The following is an 18,579-nucleotide window of genomic DNA, read 5'->3' on the forward strand; positions in this document are numbered from 1 at the left end:
AGTTTGTCGGTGGGCGTCTCTATATTCAATCTCAATTCAAACGTTCGAATACCTGTTCGGTCACACCAAGGCTGTGTTGGCTCCAGGTGCTCAGGTCGTGAAGGGACTCCGGAGATGTCTGGTCGGATCGAACATCCGGGGCAGCCCGGTCGTGCGGGCAAGCTCCTGAAACGAGCGGATGGCCTGCTCATGCAGGCCGCGGGGGAGCGAGACCCGCGGGAACGATTCCGCACCGCCTATCTCGCCGCGCTGCGGGGCGCGGGCGCGGTGATCGCGCTCACCGGAGCGGACAACGCGCCGCGGGCGCGTTCGCGCAACGCGTGGGTGCTCATGCAGGGCGCCGCGCCCGAGTTCACGATGTGGGCCGATTACTTCAGTTCGCGCTCGGAGTTGCGCGCCGCGCTGGAGGCCGGACTCGATCGTGATGTCGACGACGACGAGGCCGACGAGTTCTCTTCGCGGGTAGGCGCATTCCTGCACGACGTGGAAGATCTGCTGTCCGCATCAGCCCGTTTGCGACCCGCGCCGGGCTGGACGGGCGGCTTGACCGGATAGTGACAGGCGGCACGACCGCATAGTTATGGTCGACTAGGTGGTACGCCCCTGATCGAACTCGTATCATTGGTGACAGATAGCCGCCAAGGTCGGCTATCAGTCGCCTACCCGGAGGCGACAGCCACGCCTAGTGCCGGGGGAGGTACCGTGCCACTCTCCGAGCACGAGCAGCGCATGCTCGAACAGATCGAGAGCGCGCTCTATGCTGAGGATCCGAAGTTCGCGTCGTCCGTCCGCGGCGGACGCCTTCGCTCGACCTCGAGTCGTCGCAGACTCCAGGCCGCGGCCCTGTTCGTCCTTGGTCTGTTTCTACTCGTCGCCGGCATCGCTGCTCCAGTGAAGCCGGGCGGCTTTCCGATCATCAGTCTGGTCGGATTCATCGTGATGTTCGCCGCGGGCGTGCTCCTGCTGCTCGGCGGATCCAAGGGCATCACCAAGGGCGATCGGTCCGGCGGCGACGCCGCTCCCGGTGGTCCGGGCAGCGGACCGAGTGGGCGTAGCCGCCAACGTAAGTCGGGCGGCTTCTCCGAGCGCATGGAAGATCGCTTCCGGCGCCGATTCGAGCAGGAGTAGCGCTCGCCGGCGGGTTCGGTGCGGATCATGCGATGCGCACCCACCGCGACGAACGGCTTGCTCGTAGCCTGACAACTTCAGCACAGACGGCGACGCCGCACCGACGAGGTGCGGCGTCGCCGTCTCGCGTCCGCGGTTGGTTCCCCACCCGGTCCCGCCAAGGTTCCCCACCTGGCCCCACCAAGATCCCCCACCTCGCCCCACCAAGATTCCCCACACCGCCCCACGCGGTTCCCCCACATCGCCCCATCATCGGCCGAGCCGGACCGTACCTGGGGTGTTTGCTGAGTGTTTCCGGACGTTTGTCCAGGCGGACCGTGCGTGTCGGCAGAACACGCAAAAAGTTCTCCACCTGGGTGATAGCTGGGATGACCTGCGGAATCATCTGACCGGGGAGCCAGATCACCGGCGGTTTCGATTGAAAGTGGGGGAAAGTGGGGTAATGTGGAGCGCGCACCACAGGAAAGGCCGACCATCGAGGTGATCGACTAGGGAGGTATCGAGTTGTTTCTCGGTACCTACACACCTCGCTTGGACGACAAGGGGCGACTCACGTTGCCTGCGAAATTTCGAGACGATCTGGCGGGAGGGTTGATGGTCACGAAGGGTCAGGACCACAGCCTTGCCGTGTACCCCAGAGAAGAGTTCACCGCGCTCGCCCGGCGAGCCGCGGCGGCGTCTCGGAGTAACCCGCAGGCCCGCGCGTTCGTCCGGGCACTCGCGGCCGGTACGGATGAACAGCGTCCGGACGCGCAGGGCCGGATCGTGTTGTCGGCCGAACATCGTCGCTATGCGAATCTGCAACGGGATTGCGTGGTGATCGGCTCGGTCGATTTCCTCGAAATATGGGACAAGCAGGCGTGGGACTCCTACCTCGCCGAGCACGAGGAGGACTTCTCGCAAGCGAGAGACGAGTCGCTGGGCGGAATCTTCTAGCCCCGAGCGAACGAGTGCCGCGCGGCCTCTGCCCGGACGCGGACCCTGACGTACTTCCCCGACGCCAGGTGCCGCGGCTCGGTCAGAGACCACGGGGCATTCGTCTCCGGCAACGGTTTCTTATGCAAAAGCATTGCGGAACAAGGCGACCCGTGCGCGGTGCGCGACGAAGCGAGGCAGATCCCGGGAGGTCGAGGTGAACCATGGACAGCACCTGGACGACCCGCGTGAGCCTCGCCATATTCCCGTTCTGCTCGGCCGCGCCGATGCGCTGCTCGGTCCCGCGCTCACCGAGCCGGGTGCGGTCTACCTCGACGCGACCCTCGGGTTAGGCGGGCACGCCGAACATTTCCTGCGCACCTACCCGGGCCTGCGGCTGGTGGGGCTGGACCGCGACACCACGGCGCTGAAACTGGCCGGTGACCGGCTCGCGCCGTTCGCCGACCGAATCACCTTGGTGCACACCCGATATGACGGCATCGCCGACGCGCTGAGCGAGGCGGGCCTGAGCGCCGCCGGCTCGGTCTCCGGCATCCTGATGGACCTCGGTGTGTCGTCGATGCAGCTCGACGAGGCCGACCGCGGTTTCGCGTATTCGATCGACGCCCCGCTGGACATGCGGATGGACCCGACCACCGGCCCCACCGCGGCCGACGTGCTCAATACCTACAGTCACGGCGACCTGGCCCGGGTGCTGAAAACCTATGGGGAGGAACGCTTCGCGGGCAAGATCGCCTCCGAGGTGCTGCGCCGTCGCCAGCAGAAGCCGTTCACCACCAGCGCCGAGCTGGTCGAACTGCTCTACGCGACGATCCCGGCCGCGACCCGGCGGACCGGCGGGCACCCGGCCAAACGCACCTTCCAGGCATTGCGGGTGGAGGTCAACAGCGAACTCGATTCACTGCGCGCCGCGCTGCCCGCGGCCCTGGACGCGCTGCGGGTGGGCGGCCGGATCGTCGTCATGTCGTATCAGTCGCTGGAAGACAAGGTGGTCAAGCAGGAGTTCGCGCCGCGCGCGGCCTCCCGGACGCCGGTGGATCTGCCCGTCGAATTGCCGGGCATGGGACCGGAATTCCGGATGCTGACCCGTGGCGCCGAGAAGGCGACCGAGGCGGAGATCGAGGAGAACCCGCGCGCCGCTCCGGTTCGGATGCGCGCCGCAGAGCGAATCCAGGAGCGGGGATGAGACGCGTACCCGTGGCGCTTGCCCTCGTGGCCGAGCGCGGATGGCCCACATGGACACGTGGCCGATCGAGACACGTCCAGGCGTGCGCTCCTTCGGCTGAGCCGATGCGGGTCCGTCCCGCATCGATCGCAGGAGGCCGGGAGAGACACGCAGCCGCTGTCGTCTTCCGGCGGACCGGGTGCGGGGCCTGGACAAGGGAGGCCGGACGTCCCGCACAGACTCTCGAGGGGACAGGAACATGAGAGAACGAAGTGAGCGAATCATGTGCCAGCGTGCCATGCACATGATGGAGCTGAGCGCCAGCGAGGCGCAGTCATGAGCATTCGGACGCGGACCGTTCAGACGCCGGGGCGCATCGCGCGCCGGGCGCACGAGTCCGAGCGGGTGAAGTCGGGCGCCGCGCAGCGGGCCTACGCACGGCGCCGGACGCGCGCCGAAAGCCGTTCGGACGCACCCGATCTGCCATTGCGGCCGAGTTCGGTCATGGCCACCCGCATTCCGTTCGTGGTGGCGATCATCGCGCTGCTGGGCTGCGGCCTGGCCTTGACGCTGCTGCTGACCACCCGGGCCGCCGAGGACAGCTACCAGCTCGGCGACATCCGCGCCACCAACAAGCGCCTGGCCGACGAGCGCGCGGCCCTGCAGCGTGAGGTGGAGGGCGCGGATTCCGCGCCCGAACTGGCTGCCCGCGCCCGCGAGCTCGGCATGATCCCGGCCAAGGATCCGGCCCGCATCGTGGTCGCCCCGGACGGCACCGTGACCGTGATCGGCAAGCCCACGCCGGCGGAGGGGCCGCCGGTGCCGCCGTTGAACGTTTCGCCCTCCGCGCCGGTACCGCCGCCCGCGAACAATGCCCAGGCGCGCGGTGAGCGCGTGGTGCCGGTGACGACTACGCCGCCCGCCGCCCCACTTCCGGCTCCCGGCACCAATATTCAGGCGAACGCGGCGCCGGTGAGCCCCGTGCCCGCCAGCCCGGTGCCGCCGTCGCCGGTGCCGGTCGCGCCGCAGGCCGAAACCTCGCCCCAGCCTGTCGATCCGGCCCAGGCGCTGCTGGAAAACCCACAGCCGCAAACACTTCCGGGTGACGGAGGCCAACGGTGACGCAGACCAGGCCCGCACCGCGTCAGCGCCGCGGGCCTGGTCCGGCCCGGACCGCACGGTCCCGCCCCGCCCGGCCCGGCAAGGGTGGGCCGCTGCGCCGGCGCCTCGGGGCCGGCCGGATCGCCATGCTGCTCGCCCTCGGGGTGGTCGCGTTGCAGTTGTTGCAGATCCAAACCATCAAGGCGCCAAGTCTTTCCGCGCAGGCGGCCGACCAGCGCGTGACGAAGGAGCCCGACTACGCGGTACGCGGGCCGATCACGGATCGCAATGGGAAGTCGCTGGCGTTCACCGTCGCGGCGAAGGAACTGACTTTCCAGCCGGTGATCGTCCGTAAACGGCTCACTGAGGCGAAAGCCAAGAGCGCCAAGGCTCCCGACCCTGAGGAGCGGCTGAGGGCGATCGCCAAGACGGTGCACGACCTGCTCGGTAAGTCGGGTCCGTCGGAAGCGGACCTGCTCGCCAAGTTGCACAGCGACGAAACGTTCGTGTACCTGGCACGCGGTGTCGACCCACGGATCGCCGCCGATATCCGTACCCAGTTCCCTGAGGTCGGCGTGGACTCGCAGTATCCGCGCGAGTATCCCGGTGGGTCGTTGGCGGCCAACGTGATCGGCGCCACCGGCTGGGACGGGCACGGGCAGATCGGCCTCGAATCGTCGCTGGACTCGGTGCTCGCGGGCACCGACGGTTCGCACACCTACGACCGCGGTTCCGACGGCGCGGTCATTCCGGGCAGCTGGCGCGACGAGCAGAACGCCGTGAACGGCAACGGCGTCGAACTGACCATCGACTCGGATCTGCAGTACTACGTGCAACAGCAGGTGCAGCAGGCCAGGGACATGTCCGGCGCGCAGGGCGCCTCCGCGGTGGTGCTCGACGCCAAGACGGGTCAGGTGCTGGCCATGGCCAACGACAACACCTTCAATCCGCAACTGCCTGCCTCCACCTGGGATTCGGCCGGGATGAGCAATCCGTCGGTCACCGCGCCGTTCGAGCCCGGCTCGGTGAACAAGATCGTCACCGCGTCCGCCGCGATCGAGTACGGGTTGACCACGCCCGATGAGGTGCACCAGGTTCCGGGCAGCATCCGGATGGCCGGCGTCACCGTCAACGACGCGTGGGAGCACGGGGTCGCGCCGTACACCACCACCGGCATCTTCGGCCGCTCGTCCAACGTGGGCACGCTGATGCTGGCCCAGCGGGTCGGCGAGGATCGGTACGCGGACATGCTCAGCCGGTTCGGCCTCGGCCAGCGCACCGGGGTCGGCCTGCCCGGCGAGAGCAGCGGGCGGGTGCCCGCCCGGGACCAGTGGTCCGGCGGCACCTTCGCGAACCTGCCCATCGGGCAGGGACTTTCGATGACCACGTTGCAGATGACCGGCATGTACCAGACCATCGCGAACGACGGTGTGCGGATTCCGCCGCGCATCGTCAAGGCCAAGATCGGGCCGGACGGCAAGCGCAGCGACGAGCCGCAGCCCGACGGCATCCGGGTGGTGAGCCCGCAGACCGCGGCCACGCTGCGCACCATGTTCCAGGCCGTGACCCAGCGTGACCCGATGAACGCCAACCAGAACGGCACCGGCGCGTCGGCGGCGGTCGAGGGCTACCAGATCGCGGGCAAGACCGGCACGGCGCAGAAGACCGACCCGCGCTGCCACTGCTATTCCAGCGACAGCTACTACATCACCTTCGCGGGCATCGCCCCGGCGGACAATCCGCGCTACGTCGTCGGCCTCATGCTCGACGACCCGGTGCGCAGTTCGGACGGCAGCGGCGGACAGTCGGCGGCGCCGCTGTTCCACAGCATCGCCTCCTGGGCGTTGCAGCGCGACCGCATTCCGCCGTCGCCGGAACCGTCCAAGAAGTTTGTCCTGCAAGCCGGGTAATGCCTCCGGTAAAGACCGTGCTTGTCGCGCTGTGATCGGTCGCCGGTAACCTGACACGTCGATCGTCGCCGCCGAGAGGAGCCTGATTTCTGTGCAGTCCGGTGAACCGCGTACGTTGCGGCCCGCCCAGCCCCCTGTGACGCCGCTGGCCGCGTTGGCATCCGCCGTCGGCGCACAGCCTAGCGGCGCGCGGCCGGTGGACGCGGTGTCTGTAACCGGCATCGAACAGCGCTCCGGGGCGGTCCTGCCCGGTGACCTGTTCGTCGCGTTACCGGGAGCGCGGGCGCACGGCGCCCGGTTCGCCCGCGACGCGGTCGAGCGGGGCGCGGTGGCGGTGTTCACCGACGCGGCGGGCGCCGAGCTGGCCGGGGCGCTGGAGGTGCCCGTGCTGGTGCGGGAGAACCCGCGCGCGGTGCTCGGCGAGTTGTCCGCGGCCGTCTACGGCAATCCGAGCGAGCGCCTGCGCATCGTCGGCATCACCGGCACGTCGGGTAAGACGACCACCTCGTACCTGGTGGAGGCGGGCTTGGCCGCCGCGGGCTGGTCCACCGCGCTGATCGGCACCATCGAGACCCGGATCGGCGGTCGGCGGGTGCCGAGCGCGTTGACCACGCCCGAGGCGCCGCAGCTGCACGCGATGTTCGCGCTGATGGTGGAACAGGGCGTGGACGCGGTGGTGATGGAGGTGTCCAGCCACGCGCTCGCGCTCGGCCGGGTGGACGGCGTGCGGTTCGCCGTGGGCGCGTTCACCAATCTGTCGCAGGACCATCTGGACTTCCACGCCGATTTCGAGGACTACTTCGCGGCCAAGCGCAGGCTGTTCGAGCCGAGTTCGCCGATCGCCGCGCGCACCGCGGTGGTCTGCGTCGACGACCAGTGGGGGCGCCGGCTCGCGGACGGGCTCGACGCGCCGGTCACGGTGTCCACCGTCGAGCTGCGCGCGTCCGGTCCGGACGCGCCCGCCGAGCCGGAGCACGTCGCGGCCAGCGATTGGTCGCTCGACGGCGCGATCAGCGCGCACGGCGGTGAGCAGGAGTTCACCGCGGCGGGGCCGGACGGCACCGTCGACGTGCGGCTGCGGCTGCCCGGCCGCTACAACGTGGCCAACGGCCTGCTCGCGGTGGCGATCTGCGCGGCGGCCGGGGTGGACGCCGCGGTGGCCGCGCCCGCGCTGGCGACCGTCGATGTGCCGGGCCGGATGCAGCGGGTGGAGCGCGGCCAGGACTTCCTCGCGATCGTCGACTACGCGCACAAGCCCGCCGCGCTGGAATCGGTGATCGCCACGCTGCGTGGCTATCTCGCGGACGACGCGCCGGACGCGCCGGGGCGGCTCGCCGTGGTGGTCGGCGCCGGCGGCGACCGCGACGCGGGCAAGCGCGCGATGATGGGCGCGGTCGGCGCGCACGCCGACCTGCTGATCATCACCGACGACAACCCGCGCAGCGAGGACCCGGCGAGCATCCGCGCGGCGCTGCGGGCGGGTGCGCTGGAACTGCCCGAGGCCGCGCGGGGTACCGTGCTCGAGCTCGGTGATCGCGCCGAAGCCATTGCGGCGGCAGTGAATTGGGCACAGCCCGGCGACGTGGTGCTGGTCGCGGGCAAGGGCCACGAGACAGGGCAGGAGATCCAGGGCGTGAAGTACCCCTTCGACGATCGCGACGTGCTCGCGGCGGCACTGGACAGGCGAAGTCCGCAGCGCGCGGACGCGGAGGACTTGACGGTTTCATGATCGAGATGACACTGCGGGAGATCGCGGACGTCGTGGGCGGCACGCTGCACGACGTACCCGACCCGGAGGTGCGGGTGACCGGTTCGGTCGAATTCGATTCGCGCCGAATCGGTTCCGGCGATCTGTTCCTGGCCCTGCCGGGGGAGCACGTGGACGGCCACGCCTACGCGGACGCGGCGATCGCCGCGGGCGCGACCGCCGTGCTCGCCGCGCGCCCGGTGGGAGTGCCCGCCATCGTGGTCGCGCCGAACCCCGGCTCGGTGCCGTCGAGTTCGGTTGCGCTGAGCGGGGATTCGGATGGATCGGGCGCCGCGGTGCTGGCCGCGCTGGCCGACCTGGCGCGCGCGAGCGTGCAACGCCTCACCGCGGCAGGCAGTCTCACGGTGATCGGGGTGACCGGGTCGTCCGGCAAGACCTCCACCAAGGATCTGCTCGCGGCGGTGCTCGCGCCGCTCGGCCCCGTGGTCGCCCCGCCCGGTTCGTTCAACAACGAGCTGGGTCATCCGTGGACGGCGTTGCGCGCCAACGCCGAGACCCGGTTCCTGGTGCTCGAGCTGTCGGCCCGCGGGCCGGGGCATATCGCCGCGCTCGCCGAGGTCGCGCCGCCGGCGATCGGCGTCGTGCTCAATGTCGGCACCGCGCATCTCGGGGAATTCGGCAGCCGCGAAGCCATCGCAAAGACCAAAGGCGAACTGGTGCAGGCGCTTCCGCCGACCGGCTTGGCCGTGCTCAACGCCGACGACCCGCAGGTCGCCGCCATGTCCGCGCGCACGACCGCGCGGGTGGTGCGCGTCGGGCTTTCCGAGGGCGCCGATATCCGGGCCACCGACGTTCGCCTCGACGACGAAGCGCGCGCCGGTTTCATCCTGCACACCGCCGCGGGCAGCGCGGCGGTGCGGCTGGCGGTGCACGGCGAACATCAGGTCGGCAACGCGCTTTCCGCGACCGCGGTCGCCCTGGAATGCGGCGCCGAACTCGACGCGATCGCTGCCGCGCTGTCGGGCGCGCACGCCGCGTCGGCCCGGCGCATGGACGTGCGCACCACCGCCGGCGGGGTCACCGTCGTCAACGACTCCTACAACGCCAACCCCGACTCGGTGCGCGCCGCGCTCAAGGCGCTGGTCACCATGGCGCGGTCCGGCGAAACCCCGCGGCGCAGCTGGGCGGTGCTCGGCGAAATGGGTGAACTGGGCGAGGAATCCGTGCTCGAGCACGACCGGATCGGGCGGCTCGCGGTGCGCCTGGACGTGGACCGGCTCATCGTCGTCGGGTCCGGAAGGCCGTCCCGCGCGATGCACCAGGGAGCCGTGATGGAAGGCTCATGGGGTGAGGAGTCGATCCTGGTGCCCGATATCGGCGCCGCCATCGCGTTGCTCGACGACGAAATCGAGTCCGGCGACGTGGTGCTCGTGAAAGCGTCGAAGTCGGTGGGCCTCTGGGAGGTCGCCGAACACCTGATCAACACCGAGCGCGACCACGATAAGGCGGAGGCTCTCGAGTGAGACAGATTCTGTTCGCGGCGGCGATCGCGCTCGCCGTCTCGATTCTGCTGACCCCACTGCTGATCAAGATGTTCGCCAAGCAGGGTTTCGGCCAGGAGATCCGAGTCGACGGCCCGGCCAGTCATCAGGCCAAGCGGGGCACGCCCACGATGGGCGGTGTCGCGATCATCATCGGCATGTGGGCCGGTTATCTGGGCTCGCACCTGATCGGCATCGGCTACAACGCCGACGGCCCGTCGGCTTCCGGGCTGTTGGTGCTCGGTCTGGCCACCGCGCTGGGCGGCGTCGGCTTCGTCGACGATTTCATCAAGATCCGTAAGCAGCGCAATCTCGGCCTCACCGCCGCGGGCAAGTATCTCGGTCAGTTGACCTCCGCCGTCGTCTTCGGCGTGCTCGCGTTGCAGTTCCGCGGGGCGAGCGGGCTCACCCCGGCGAGCAGGCATCTGTCCTATGTGCGTGACATCAGCACGGTGACCATGGGTGTCGTCGTCTTCCTGGTGTTTGTCTGCCTGGTCGTCGTCGCCTGGTCCAACGCGGTGAACCTCACCGACGGGCTGGACGGGCTCGCGGCCGGCTCGATGAGCCTGGTGCTCGGCGGCTACGTGGTGATCACGTTCTGGCAGTACTACCACGCGTGCGAGACCAAGCCCGAGACCGGTTGCTACAACGTGCGCGACCCGCTCGATCTGGCGCTGGTGTGCGCCGCGGGCGCCGCGGCCTGCGTCGGCTTCCTGTGGTGGAATGCCGCGCCCGCCAAGATCTTCATGGGCGACACCGGGTCGCTGGCGCTCGGCGGCCTGCTGGCCGGCCTGTCCATCACCACCCGCACCGAACTGCTGATGATCGTGATCGGCGCGCTGTTCGTCGCCGAGACGCTGTCGGTGGTGCTGCAGGTGGCGGTGTACCGCACCACGCGCAACCGGTTGTTCAAGATGGCGCCGTTCCATCATCACTTCGAACTCAGTAAATGGGCCGAGACTACGGTGATCATCAGGTTCTGGCTATTGGCCGCGATAGCTTCCGCGGTCGGACTCGGTTTGTTCTACAGCGAATATCTCTCTGCGGTCGGGTGAACTAGCGATGGTCGAACATTCTCCTCGGGCCCTGCGTACACCAGGGCCCATGCTCGAATTCCTGCGTGGCCGTGACGTTCTCGTCGCGGGCTGGGGTGTGTCGGGGCGCTCGCTGGTCGAGCCGCTGCGCGATATCGGGGCGCGCCCGGTGGTCACCGACGGCGGCGCCGCGGCGCTGGCCGAGGCGGCCGGGCTCGGCCTGGACATCGCCACCTGCGTCGAACTCGAATCCACCGACTGGAGCCGGTTCGCGCTGGTGATCACCAGTCCGGGCTGGCGGCCCGATTCGCCGGTGCTGGCCGCGGCGGTCGCCGAGGGCACACCGGTCTGGGGTGACGTCGAATTCGCCTGGTGGGTCGATCAAGCCAGGATCTACGGGCCGGTGCGCAAGTGGCTGGTGATCACCGGGACCAACGGCAAGACCACCACCACGCAGATGACGCACGCCATCCTGCGCGCCGCGGGCATCCCCAGCGTCGCGTGCGGGAATATCGGCCTGCCGATCCTGGATGCCTTGCGGCGCAACCCCGGTCCGCAGGTGCTCGCCGTCGAGCTGTCCTCGTTCCAGCTGCACTGGGCGCCCTCGGTGCGCCCGGAGGCGGGCGTGGTGCTCAACGTGGCCGAGGATCACCTGGATTGGCACGGCGGCCTCGACGCCTACGCCGCGGCCAAAGCGCGCGCGCTGTTCGGCCGGGTCGGCGTGGTCGGGCTCGACGATCCGGTGGCGGCCTCGCTGGCCCGGCGCAGCAAGGCGCGCCGGACCGTCGGCTTCCGGATCGGCGTGCCCGCCGACGGCGAACTCGGCGTGGTCGACGGCAAACTGCTGGACCGCGCGTTCACCAAGGCCGCGATCCTGGCCGAGGTCGGCGACATCAGCCCGCCGGGACCGGCAGGTGTCGCGGACGCGCTCGCGGCCGCCGCGCTCACCCGTGCCATCGACGTTGCCCCGCAGTTCATCCGGGAAGGCTTGATCGAGCACAAGGTCGGTCCGCACCGTTCGGCGTTCGTCGCCGAGGTGGGCGGCGTCGACTTCATCGATGACTCCAAGGCCACCAACCCGCATGCCGCGCGCACCGCGATCCTGGCGCACCCGCAGGTGGTCTGGGTCGCGGGCGGGCAGCTCAAGGGCGCCCAGATCGAGGATCTCGTGGAGGAGGTCGCCGATCGGCTGGTCGCCGTGGTGCTGATCGGGGCCGACGCGCCGGTTTTCGCCGCCGCATTGGCGCGACACGCGCCCGAGGTCCCGGTCGTCGAGCTGATCGCGGGAGACGATGCAGGGATGGGTGCGGACGCGTCGAGAACCGAGCAGGCCGACGCCGTGATGGCGCGGGCGGTACGGGCCGCGGCCGGGTACGCCCGTCGCGGGGACACCGTGCTGCTCGCCCCCGCCGCGGCGTCGTTGGACATGTTCACCGACTACACGCATCGGGGCCGCAGTTTCGCGGCGTCGGTGCACGCACTGGAAGACGGTGACGTCGGGCGGCAACTATGACTTCGCGCCGTGCGCTCCGGCCTCGGAGACGGCAGCGCGGCGAAACCGTGGAGGGCTCGTGAGCGGCGCAGATCAGACGCACACCGCACGGCGGGTCGACCCGCGGGCCGGTGCCCGGTTCGTGGCCTGGCTCGCGCGGCCGCTCGCCTCCTTCCATCTGGTGGTCACCATCGCCACGCTGCTCACGGTGCTGGGCCTGGTGATGGTGCTCTCGGCGTCGAGCGTCGAGGCGTATGTCGATGGGGGCTCGGCGTATTCGCTGTTCATCCAGCAGGCGATGTTCGCGGCGATCGGTGCCGTGCTGTTCTATCTGGCGCTGCGAATTCCGTTGCGCAGGCTGCGCCAGTGGTCGTTCCCGCTGTTCGTGGTGTCGGTGCTCGGGCTGGTGCTGGTACTGGTGCCCGGCATCGGTTCCAAGGTGCAGGGCGCCCGGCGCTGGATCGATCTCGGCTTCTTCTCGGTGCAGCCGTCGGAGATCGTCAAGGTCACGCTGGTCGTCTGGGGTGCGCACCTGCTGGCGTCGCGGCGGTCGGAGCACGCGTCGCTCAAGGACATCCTGATGCCGCTGGTGCCCGCGGGCCTGCTGGTGTGCCTGCTCGTGGTGGTGGAACCGAACCTGTCCACCACGATCGCGCTAGGCATCGTGCTCGCGGCGCTGCTCTGGTTCGGCGGGCTGCCGCTGCGCCTGTTCGTCACGATCGCGGTGTCGGGCATGATCGCCGCCGCGGTGCTCGCGCTCTCGGCCGGCTACCGCTCCGATCGGATGCGCGCGTTCTTCAATCCCGGTGACGACCCGCAGGGCATCAATTACCAAGCGCGCCAAGCGCTGTACTCGCTGGCCGACGGCGGTATCTGGGGTCGCGGCCTCGGGCAGAGCCGGGCCAAGTGGAGCTATCTGCCCAACTCGCACAACGACTTCATCTTCGCCATCATCGGCGAGGAACTCGGCTTCTTCGGCTGCGCCCTGGTGCTCGGACTGTTCGCGCTGTTCGTCTACACCGGCTTGCGTATCGCGAGCCGGTCGGTGGATCCGTTCCTGCGGCTGCTCACCGCGACCGCGACGACCTGGATCACCGGCCAGGCCCTGATCAACATCGGCTACGTGGTCGGGCTGCTGCCGGTGACCGGTCTGCAGCTGCCGCTGGTGTCGGCGGGCGGTTCGTCGCTGGCGATCACCCTGTTCATGTTCGGCATCATCGCCAACGCGGCCCGGCACGAGCCCGAGGCGGTTTCGGCGTTGCACGCCGGACAGGACGGTAGATTCAGCAGGCTGCTGCGCCTGCCCAAACCTGAGGTGTACTCGCCGGCCCGGGCCGGTGCCGCCAGGGCGAAGTCCGCACAGCGGGGCAAGGCGCCGCGTGCGGGCAGACCGGCGGCGTTGCCGCCCGGCCGCCGCGGCCAGAGCGAACCGGGCAGGCGCCGCTCGCCGGAGAGCCGCGGCACCAGCTCGCTACGGGCCACCAGGGCATGGGAACCCAGCTATCCGGTCAACCACGCAAGAGAACGGGGAAGATCTAGGTGATCTCGGTAATCGTCGCCGGCGGCGGCACGGCGGGCCACATCGAGCCGGCGCTGGCGGTGGCGGACGCGCTGCGACGGCTCGACGATTCGATCCGGGTGACGGCGCTCGGTACCGAACGCGGCCTGGAAACCCGCCTGATCCCCGAACGCGGTTATCCGCTCGAGCTGATCCCGCCGGTTCCGTTGCCCCGCAAGCCGACCACCGATCTGCTGCGGTTGCCCGGCCGGGTGCGCGCCTCGGTGGCGCAGGCCCGCGCGGTGATCGATCGGGTCGAGGCGGATGTGATCGTCGGGTTCGGCGGCTACGTGGCACTGCCCGCGTACCTGGCCGCCGGGCCGGGGCTGCTGCGCCGCCGGCGCGCGGTGCCGGTGGTGGTGCACGAGGCCAACGCCAAGGCCGGTATCGCGAACAAGGTCGGCGCCCGGCGCGCGCGCCGCGTGCTCGCGGCGGTGCCGGATTCCGGGCTGGCCGGGGCGCAGGTCGTCGGCATCCCGGTGCGCGCGGCCATCACCACGCTGGATCGCGCCGCGTTGCGCGCCGAGGCCCGGGCGCATTTCGGGTTGCCCGCCGAGGGACCGGTACTGCTGGTGTTCGGCGGCTCGCAGGGCGCGGTGAGCCTGAACGACGCGGTGTCCGGCGCCGCGGCGCAACTGGCCGCGGCGGGTATCTCGGTGCTGCACGCGCACGGCCCCAAGAACACCCTCGAGGTCGCGGCCGGCGACGGTGCGGCGCGCTATGTCGCGGTGCCGTATCTTTCCCGGATGGACCTCGCCTACGCCGCCGCCGACGCGGTGGTCTGCCGGTCGGGCGCGATGACCGTCGCCGAGGTGTCGGCGGTCGGGCTGCCCGCGTTCTACGTGCCACTGCCGCACGGCAACGGTGAGCAGGAGCTCAACGCTGGGCCGGTGGTCCGGCAGGGCGGTGGCAGAATTGTCCCCGATTCGGAGCTGACGCCGAAATACGTGATCGACGAGGTGATTCCGCTGCTCATGGACCCCGCACGGCTGATCGAGATGGGCCGTGCCGCCGCCGGTGCCGGGCACCGCGACGCCGCCGACGAGGTGGCGCGCATCGTGCTGGGGGTCGCCGGATGACCGACGAGGACCTTTCGGCGTTGCCGCCCGCACTCGAACGGGTGCACATGGTCGGCATCGGCGGTGCCGGGATGTCCGGTATCGCGCGGATCCTGTTGTCCCGCGGCGGCGCCGTGTCCGGGTCGGACGCCAAGGAGAGCCGCGGGGTGCTCGCGCTGCGGGCGCGCGGCGCGCAGGTGCGCATCGGGCACGACGCCAGCGCGCTGGACCTGCTGCCCGGCGGCCCGACCGTGGTGGTCACCACCTACGCGGCCATCCCGAAGACCAATCCCGAACTGGTGGAAGCGAATCGGCGCGAGATTCCGGTGCTGCTGCGCCCGGCCGTGCTCGCCTCCCTGATGCAGGGACATCGCACGCTGCTGGTGTCGGGTACCCACGGCAAGACCTCCACCACCTCGATGCTCATCGTGTCGCTGCAGCACTGCGGCTTCGATCCGTCCTTCGCGGTGGGCGGGGAGTTGAACGAGGCGGGCACCAACGCGCACCACGGCACCGGGGACATCTTCGTCGCTGAAGCCGACGAGAGCGACGGGTCGCTGCTGCAGTACGAGCCGGACGTCGCGGTGGTCACCAACATCGAATCCGATCACCTGGACTTCTTCGGCACCGACGAGGCCTATGTGCAGGTCTTCGACGATTTCGCCGACCGGTTGAACGCGGGCGGGCTGCTCGTGGTCTGCCTGGACGATCCCGGTTCGTTCGCGCTGGCCGAGCGGGTCGGCGCGCGCCTGGCCGAGAAGAACGTGCAGGTACTCGGTTACGGCTCCGGCGAACTCGCCGACGCGCCGGTGCCGGTCGGGGTGCGGCTGCACAGCTGGGAGCCGCGCGACGTCGGCGGTATCGCCCAGTTCCAGCTCGCCGACGAGGCCGCGCCGCGCACCCTGCGGTTGTCGGTGCCGGGCAGGCACATGGCCTTGAACGCGCTCGCCGCGCTGCTCGCGGCCCGCGCCGCCGGGGCCGACGTGGACGAGATCGTGCAGGGGCTGGAGGGTTTCGGCGGTGTGCACCGGCGCTTCCAGTTCGCGGGCCGGGAGAACGGCGTGCGCGTCTTCGACGATTACGCCCATCACCCGACCGAGGTGCGCGCGGTGCTCGGCGCCGCCGCCGAACTGGTGCAGCAGGAGGCCCGCGACGGCGCCCGCTCCCGGCAGGGGCGCGTCATCGTGGTGTTCCAGCCGCATCTGTACAGCCGCACCGCGACGTTCGCCGCGGAGTTCGGCACCGCGCTCAGCCTCGCCGACGAGGTGGTCGTGCTCGATGTGTACGGCGCGCGCGAGAAACCACTGCCCGGGGTGAACGGGGCACTGGTGGCCCAGTCGGTCACCAAACCCGTGCACTACCAACCCGATATGTCGCGGGTGGGCAGGCAGGTCGCCCGGCTCGCGCTGCCCGGCGACGTCGTGATCACCATGGGCGCGGGCGATGTGACGATGCTCGGCAGTCAGATCCTGGACGGTTTACGGGCGCGGCCCCAGTACGGGCGATGAGCGCCGAGACGAAGCGGCCGCGCACGCACCGGTGGCCCGGCGGAGCGGAGTCGTGATGGCGAGGCGTGGCAGCAGGCGCGCGGGCGAGGCGCGGCGCGGGTTCGCCGCGGCGCGTTCGGCCGGTGCGCTGTTCGGCGCGGACGGGATCCGGCGCTTCTGGTGGTGGGGATTGCTGGGCGTGTGCGTCCTTGCGATCGTCGCGGCCGTCGCGTGGTTCACGCCGGTGCTCTCGGTGCGCACCGTCAAGATCGACGGCGCGGTCGCGGTGCCCGAACAACAGGTGCGCGAACTGCTCGAAATTCCGTCGGGGCGCTCGATGTTGCGCATCGATACCACCGAGATCGCGCGGCGGGTGGCGAGTATTCCCAAGGTGCGCACAGCCCGGGTGCAGCGCGTTTTTCCGTCGACGGTGAAAGTGACCGTCGTCGAGCGGGTTCCGGTGTTGTTTTTCGAGAGTCCGCAGGGCGCGCACCTGTTGGACGCGGAGAGCGTGGAATTCGCGATCGAACCGGCGCCGATCGGGGTGCCGAAGTTGATCACCGATCATCCCGCGAGCGACGCCCCGGTCACCAAGGCCGCGGTCGCGGTGCTCACCGTGCTGCCGCCTGCGCTGGGCATTCAGGTGGACGAGGTTGTGGCACGGTCCATTTCAGATATTTCCCTGAATCTGAAGGATGGGCGCACGGTACTCTGGGGCGGGATGAACGACGCCGAGCGCAAGTCGGCGGTCGTACTGCCGCTGTTGACCCGCCCCGGAACGGTGTTCGATGTTTCGAGTCCTAATCTGGTCACGGTAAAGTGATCGATACCCATTGCGCCCGCGTCGAATTGCAGTATTCGACGGGCGGCGCTCGCGGTCCCCTCGTGGATCTGCGAGCCGCTGCCTCCGGGCCGGGCGCTCACGCCGCCGCGCTCGTACAGGGCGGCAGGCGGGGCGCCAGGGGGCAACCGTTCACCATACTTCGTGTGGGTCGGCGAAACGAGAGGGATCACACAAGATTCTGTGTCTCGTTTCGGCGCGCCTGCGCGCGGTTTGCGGCGGCGGCGAATAGCGTTCCGCAGCAGTCGGATACTTGACATAACGCTAACCCTATGGTTCAGCTTTAGGGTTTGCCCGAGTGGCGGTGCGCTGAGGACAGCCGCTCAGGCGAAACCGGCGGAGTGTCTCGAATCCGAAAACGACAGGCTTTAGATCGAAGGAAGGCGAGAGCCCATGACGCCCCCGCACAACTACCTTGCCGTGATCAAGGTCGTCGGTATCGGCGGCGGCGGTGTGAATGCCGTCAACCGGATGATCGAACAGGGTCTCAAAGGTGTCGAGTTCATCGCGGTCAATACCGACGCGCAGGCTCTGCTGATGAGTGATGCCGACGTCAAGCTCGACGTCGGCCGGGAACTCACCCGTGGTCTCGGGGCGGGCGCCGACCCCGAGGTCGGTCGCAAGGCGGCCGAGGACCACAAGGACGAGATCGAAGAGGTGCTCAAGGGCGCCGACATGGTCTTCGTGACGGCGGGTGAGGGCGGTGGCACCGGCACCGGCGGTGCGCCGGTCGTCGCCCAGATCGCCCGCAAGCTCGGCGCGCTGACCATCGGCGTGGTCACCCGCCCGTTCTCGTTCGAGGGCAAGCGGCGCGGCAACCAGGCCGAGGTCGGCATCAACCAGCTGCGCGAATCCTGCGACACGCTCATCGTGATCCCGAACGACCGGCTGCTCCAGCTCGGCGACGCGGCGGTCAGCCTGATGGACGCGTTCCGCTCGGCCGACGAGGTGCTGCTCAACGGTGTGCAGGGCATCACCGACCTGATCACCACGCCGGGTCTGATCAACGTCGACTTCGCCGACGTCAAGAGCGTGATGTCCGGCGCGGGCAGCGCCCTGATGGGCATCGGCTCGGCCCGCGGCGAGGGCCGTTCGGTGAAAGCGGCCGAGTCCGCGATCAATTCGCCGCTGCTCGAGGCGTCGATGGACGGCGCGCACGGCGTGCTGCTGTCGATCGCGGGCGGCTCGGACCTCGGCCTGTTCGAGATCAACGAGGCGGCCTCGCTGGTGCAGGAGGCCGCGCATATCGAGGCCAACATCATCTTCGGCACGGTGATCGACGATTCGCTCGGCGACGAGGTGCGCGTCACCGTGATCGCCGCGGGCTTCGACGGCGGCGGGCCGGCCCGGCGGACCTTCGACACCGCCGGACGCAGCACCATCGGCTCGGCCCGCTCCGGCGAGATCGGCCAGAACCGCAGCACCGAGGTCGCCGCCCGCAGCACCGACACCGCGGCCGCCGGCGCGAGCGCCTCGACCCGCGGCGCCGTACCGAGCTACCGCGACTCCGAACGCGCCCGGCTGGCCGAGCCCACGGTCGCCAACAACCCGCGCGCACACATCGAACCCCCCGACGATGACGACGACGATGTCGACGTCCCGTCCTTCATGCGCCGCTAG

Annotated in this window: 15 protein-coding genes; all 15 read left to right on the forward strand. The window is 69.8% G+C overall.

Annotated elements, in window-relative coordinates:
- The first annotated feature begins 114 nt into the window (after window positions 1–114).
- The 15 genes from O3I_RS11845 (at window position 115) to ftsZ (ending at window position 18,579) form a co-directional block, all read left to right on the forward strand.
- Window positions 115–555, forward strand: coding sequence for an SAV_6107 family HEPN domain-containing protein (locus O3I_RS11845; RefSeq protein ID WP_041562568.1), 441 nt, complete (start codon window positions 115–117; stop codon window positions 553–555).
- A gap of 147 nt (window positions 556–702) precedes the next feature.
- Window positions 703–1,128 carry a DUF3040 domain-containing protein gene (locus tag O3I_RS11850; protein ID WP_014983151.1) on the forward strand — a complete coding sequence of 142 codons (426 nt, stop codon included), beginning with the start codon at window positions 703–705 and terminating at the stop codon, window positions 1,126–1,128.
- 504 nt (window positions 1,129–1,632) lie between these two features.
- Complete coding sequence (gene mraZ / locus O3I_RS11855; RefSeq protein ID WP_014983152.1) at window positions 1,633–2,064, forward strand: division/cell wall cluster transcriptional repressor MraZ; 432 nt, start codon at window positions 1,633–1,635, stop codon at window positions 2,062–2,064.
- Between the two features lie 196 nt (window positions 2,065–2,260).
- Window positions 2,261–3,250: a 16S rRNA (cytosine(1402)-N(4))-methyltransferase RsmH gene (gene rsmH / locus O3I_RS11860; RefSeq protein WP_014983153.1), complete on the forward strand. Its 990-nt coding sequence runs from the start codon at window positions 2,261–2,263 to the stop codon at window positions 3,248–3,250.
- Window positions 3,251–3,565: 315 nt separating this feature from the next.
- Window positions 3,566–4,351 carry a hypothetical protein gene (locus tag O3I_RS42560; protein WP_014983154.1) on the forward strand — a complete coding sequence of 262 codons (786 nt, stop codon included), beginning with the start codon at window positions 3,566–3,568 and terminating at the stop codon, window positions 4,349–4,351.
- Entirely contained in the window at window positions 4,348–6,240 is a 1,893-nt protein-coding gene (locus O3I_RS11870) for a peptidoglycan D,D-transpeptidase FtsI family protein (RefSeq protein ID WP_424769569.1), read from the forward strand. Before O3I_RS42560 ends, O3I_RS11870 begins: the two co-directional genes overlap by 4 nt.
- An 85-nt stretch (window positions 6,241–6,325) precedes the next feature.
- A complete protein-coding gene (locus O3I_RS11875; protein ID WP_051066574.1) occupies window positions 6,326–7,969 on the forward strand; it encodes a UDP-N-acetylmuramoyl-L-alanyl-D-glutamate--2,6-diaminopimelate ligase in 1,644 nt (547 codons plus the stop codon).
- Window positions 7,966–9,471, forward strand: coding sequence for a UDP-N-acetylmuramoyl-tripeptide--D-alanyl-D-alanine ligase (locus O3I_RS11880; RefSeq protein WP_014983157.1), 1,506 nt, complete (start codon window positions 7,966–7,968; stop codon window positions 9,469–9,471). Before O3I_RS11875 ends, O3I_RS11880 begins: the two co-directional genes overlap by 4 nt.
- Complete coding sequence (mraY, locus tag O3I_RS11885; RefSeq protein ID WP_014983158.1) at window positions 9,468–10,544, forward strand: phospho-N-acetylmuramoyl-pentapeptide-transferase; 1,077 nt, start codon at window positions 9,468–9,470, stop codon at window positions 10,542–10,544. Before O3I_RS11880 ends, mraY begins: the two co-directional genes overlap by 4 nt.
- Window positions 10,545–10,593: 49 nt before the next feature.
- Window positions 10,594–12,036, forward strand: a complete 1,443-nt coding sequence (murD, locus tag O3I_RS11890) for a UDP-N-acetylmuramoyl-L-alanine--D-glutamate ligase (protein ID WP_014983159.1) — start codon at window positions 10,594–10,596, stop codon at window positions 12,034–12,036.
- 58 nt (window positions 12,037–12,094) lie between these two features.
- A complete protein-coding gene (gene ftsW, locus O3I_RS11895) occupies window positions 12,095–13,558 on the forward strand; it encodes a putative lipid II flippase FtsW (protein WP_014983160.1) in 1,464 nt (487 codons plus the stop codon).
- The gene (gene murG / locus O3I_RS11900; RefSeq protein ID WP_014983161.1) at window positions 13,555–14,652 is read left to right on the forward strand and encodes an undecaprenyldiphospho-muramoylpentapeptide beta-N-acetylglucosaminyltransferase; all 1,098 of its coding nucleotides are present in this window, start codon (window positions 13,555–13,557) and stop codon (window positions 14,650–14,652) included. Before ftsW ends, murG begins: the two co-directional genes overlap by 4 nt.
- The gene (gene murC / locus O3I_RS11905) at window positions 14,649–16,139 is read left to right on the forward strand and encodes a UDP-N-acetylmuramate--L-alanine ligase (RefSeq protein ID WP_014983162.1); all 1,491 of its coding nucleotides are present in this window, start codon (window positions 14,649–14,651) and stop codon (window positions 16,137–16,139) included. Before murG ends, murC begins: the two co-directional genes overlap by 4 nt.
- 55 nt (window positions 16,140–16,194) lie before the next feature.
- Window positions 16,195–16,941, forward strand: coding sequence for a cell division protein FtsQ/DivIB (locus O3I_RS11910; protein ID WP_014983163.1), 747 nt, complete (start codon window positions 16,195–16,197; stop codon window positions 16,939–16,941).
- A 411-nt stretch (window positions 16,942–17,352) separates the two neighbouring features.
- Window positions 17,353–18,579 (forward strand): cell division protein FtsZ, encoded by a 1,227-nt coding sequence (ftsZ, locus tag O3I_RS11915; RefSeq protein ID WP_014983164.1) that lies wholly within the window; start codon window positions 17,353–17,355, stop codon window positions 18,577–18,579.

It is taken from the genome of Nocardia brasiliensis ATCC 700358, assembly GCF_000250675.2.
Lineage (GTDB): Bacteria > Actinomycetota > Actinomycetes > Mycobacteriales > Mycobacteriaceae > Nocardia > Nocardia brasiliensis_B.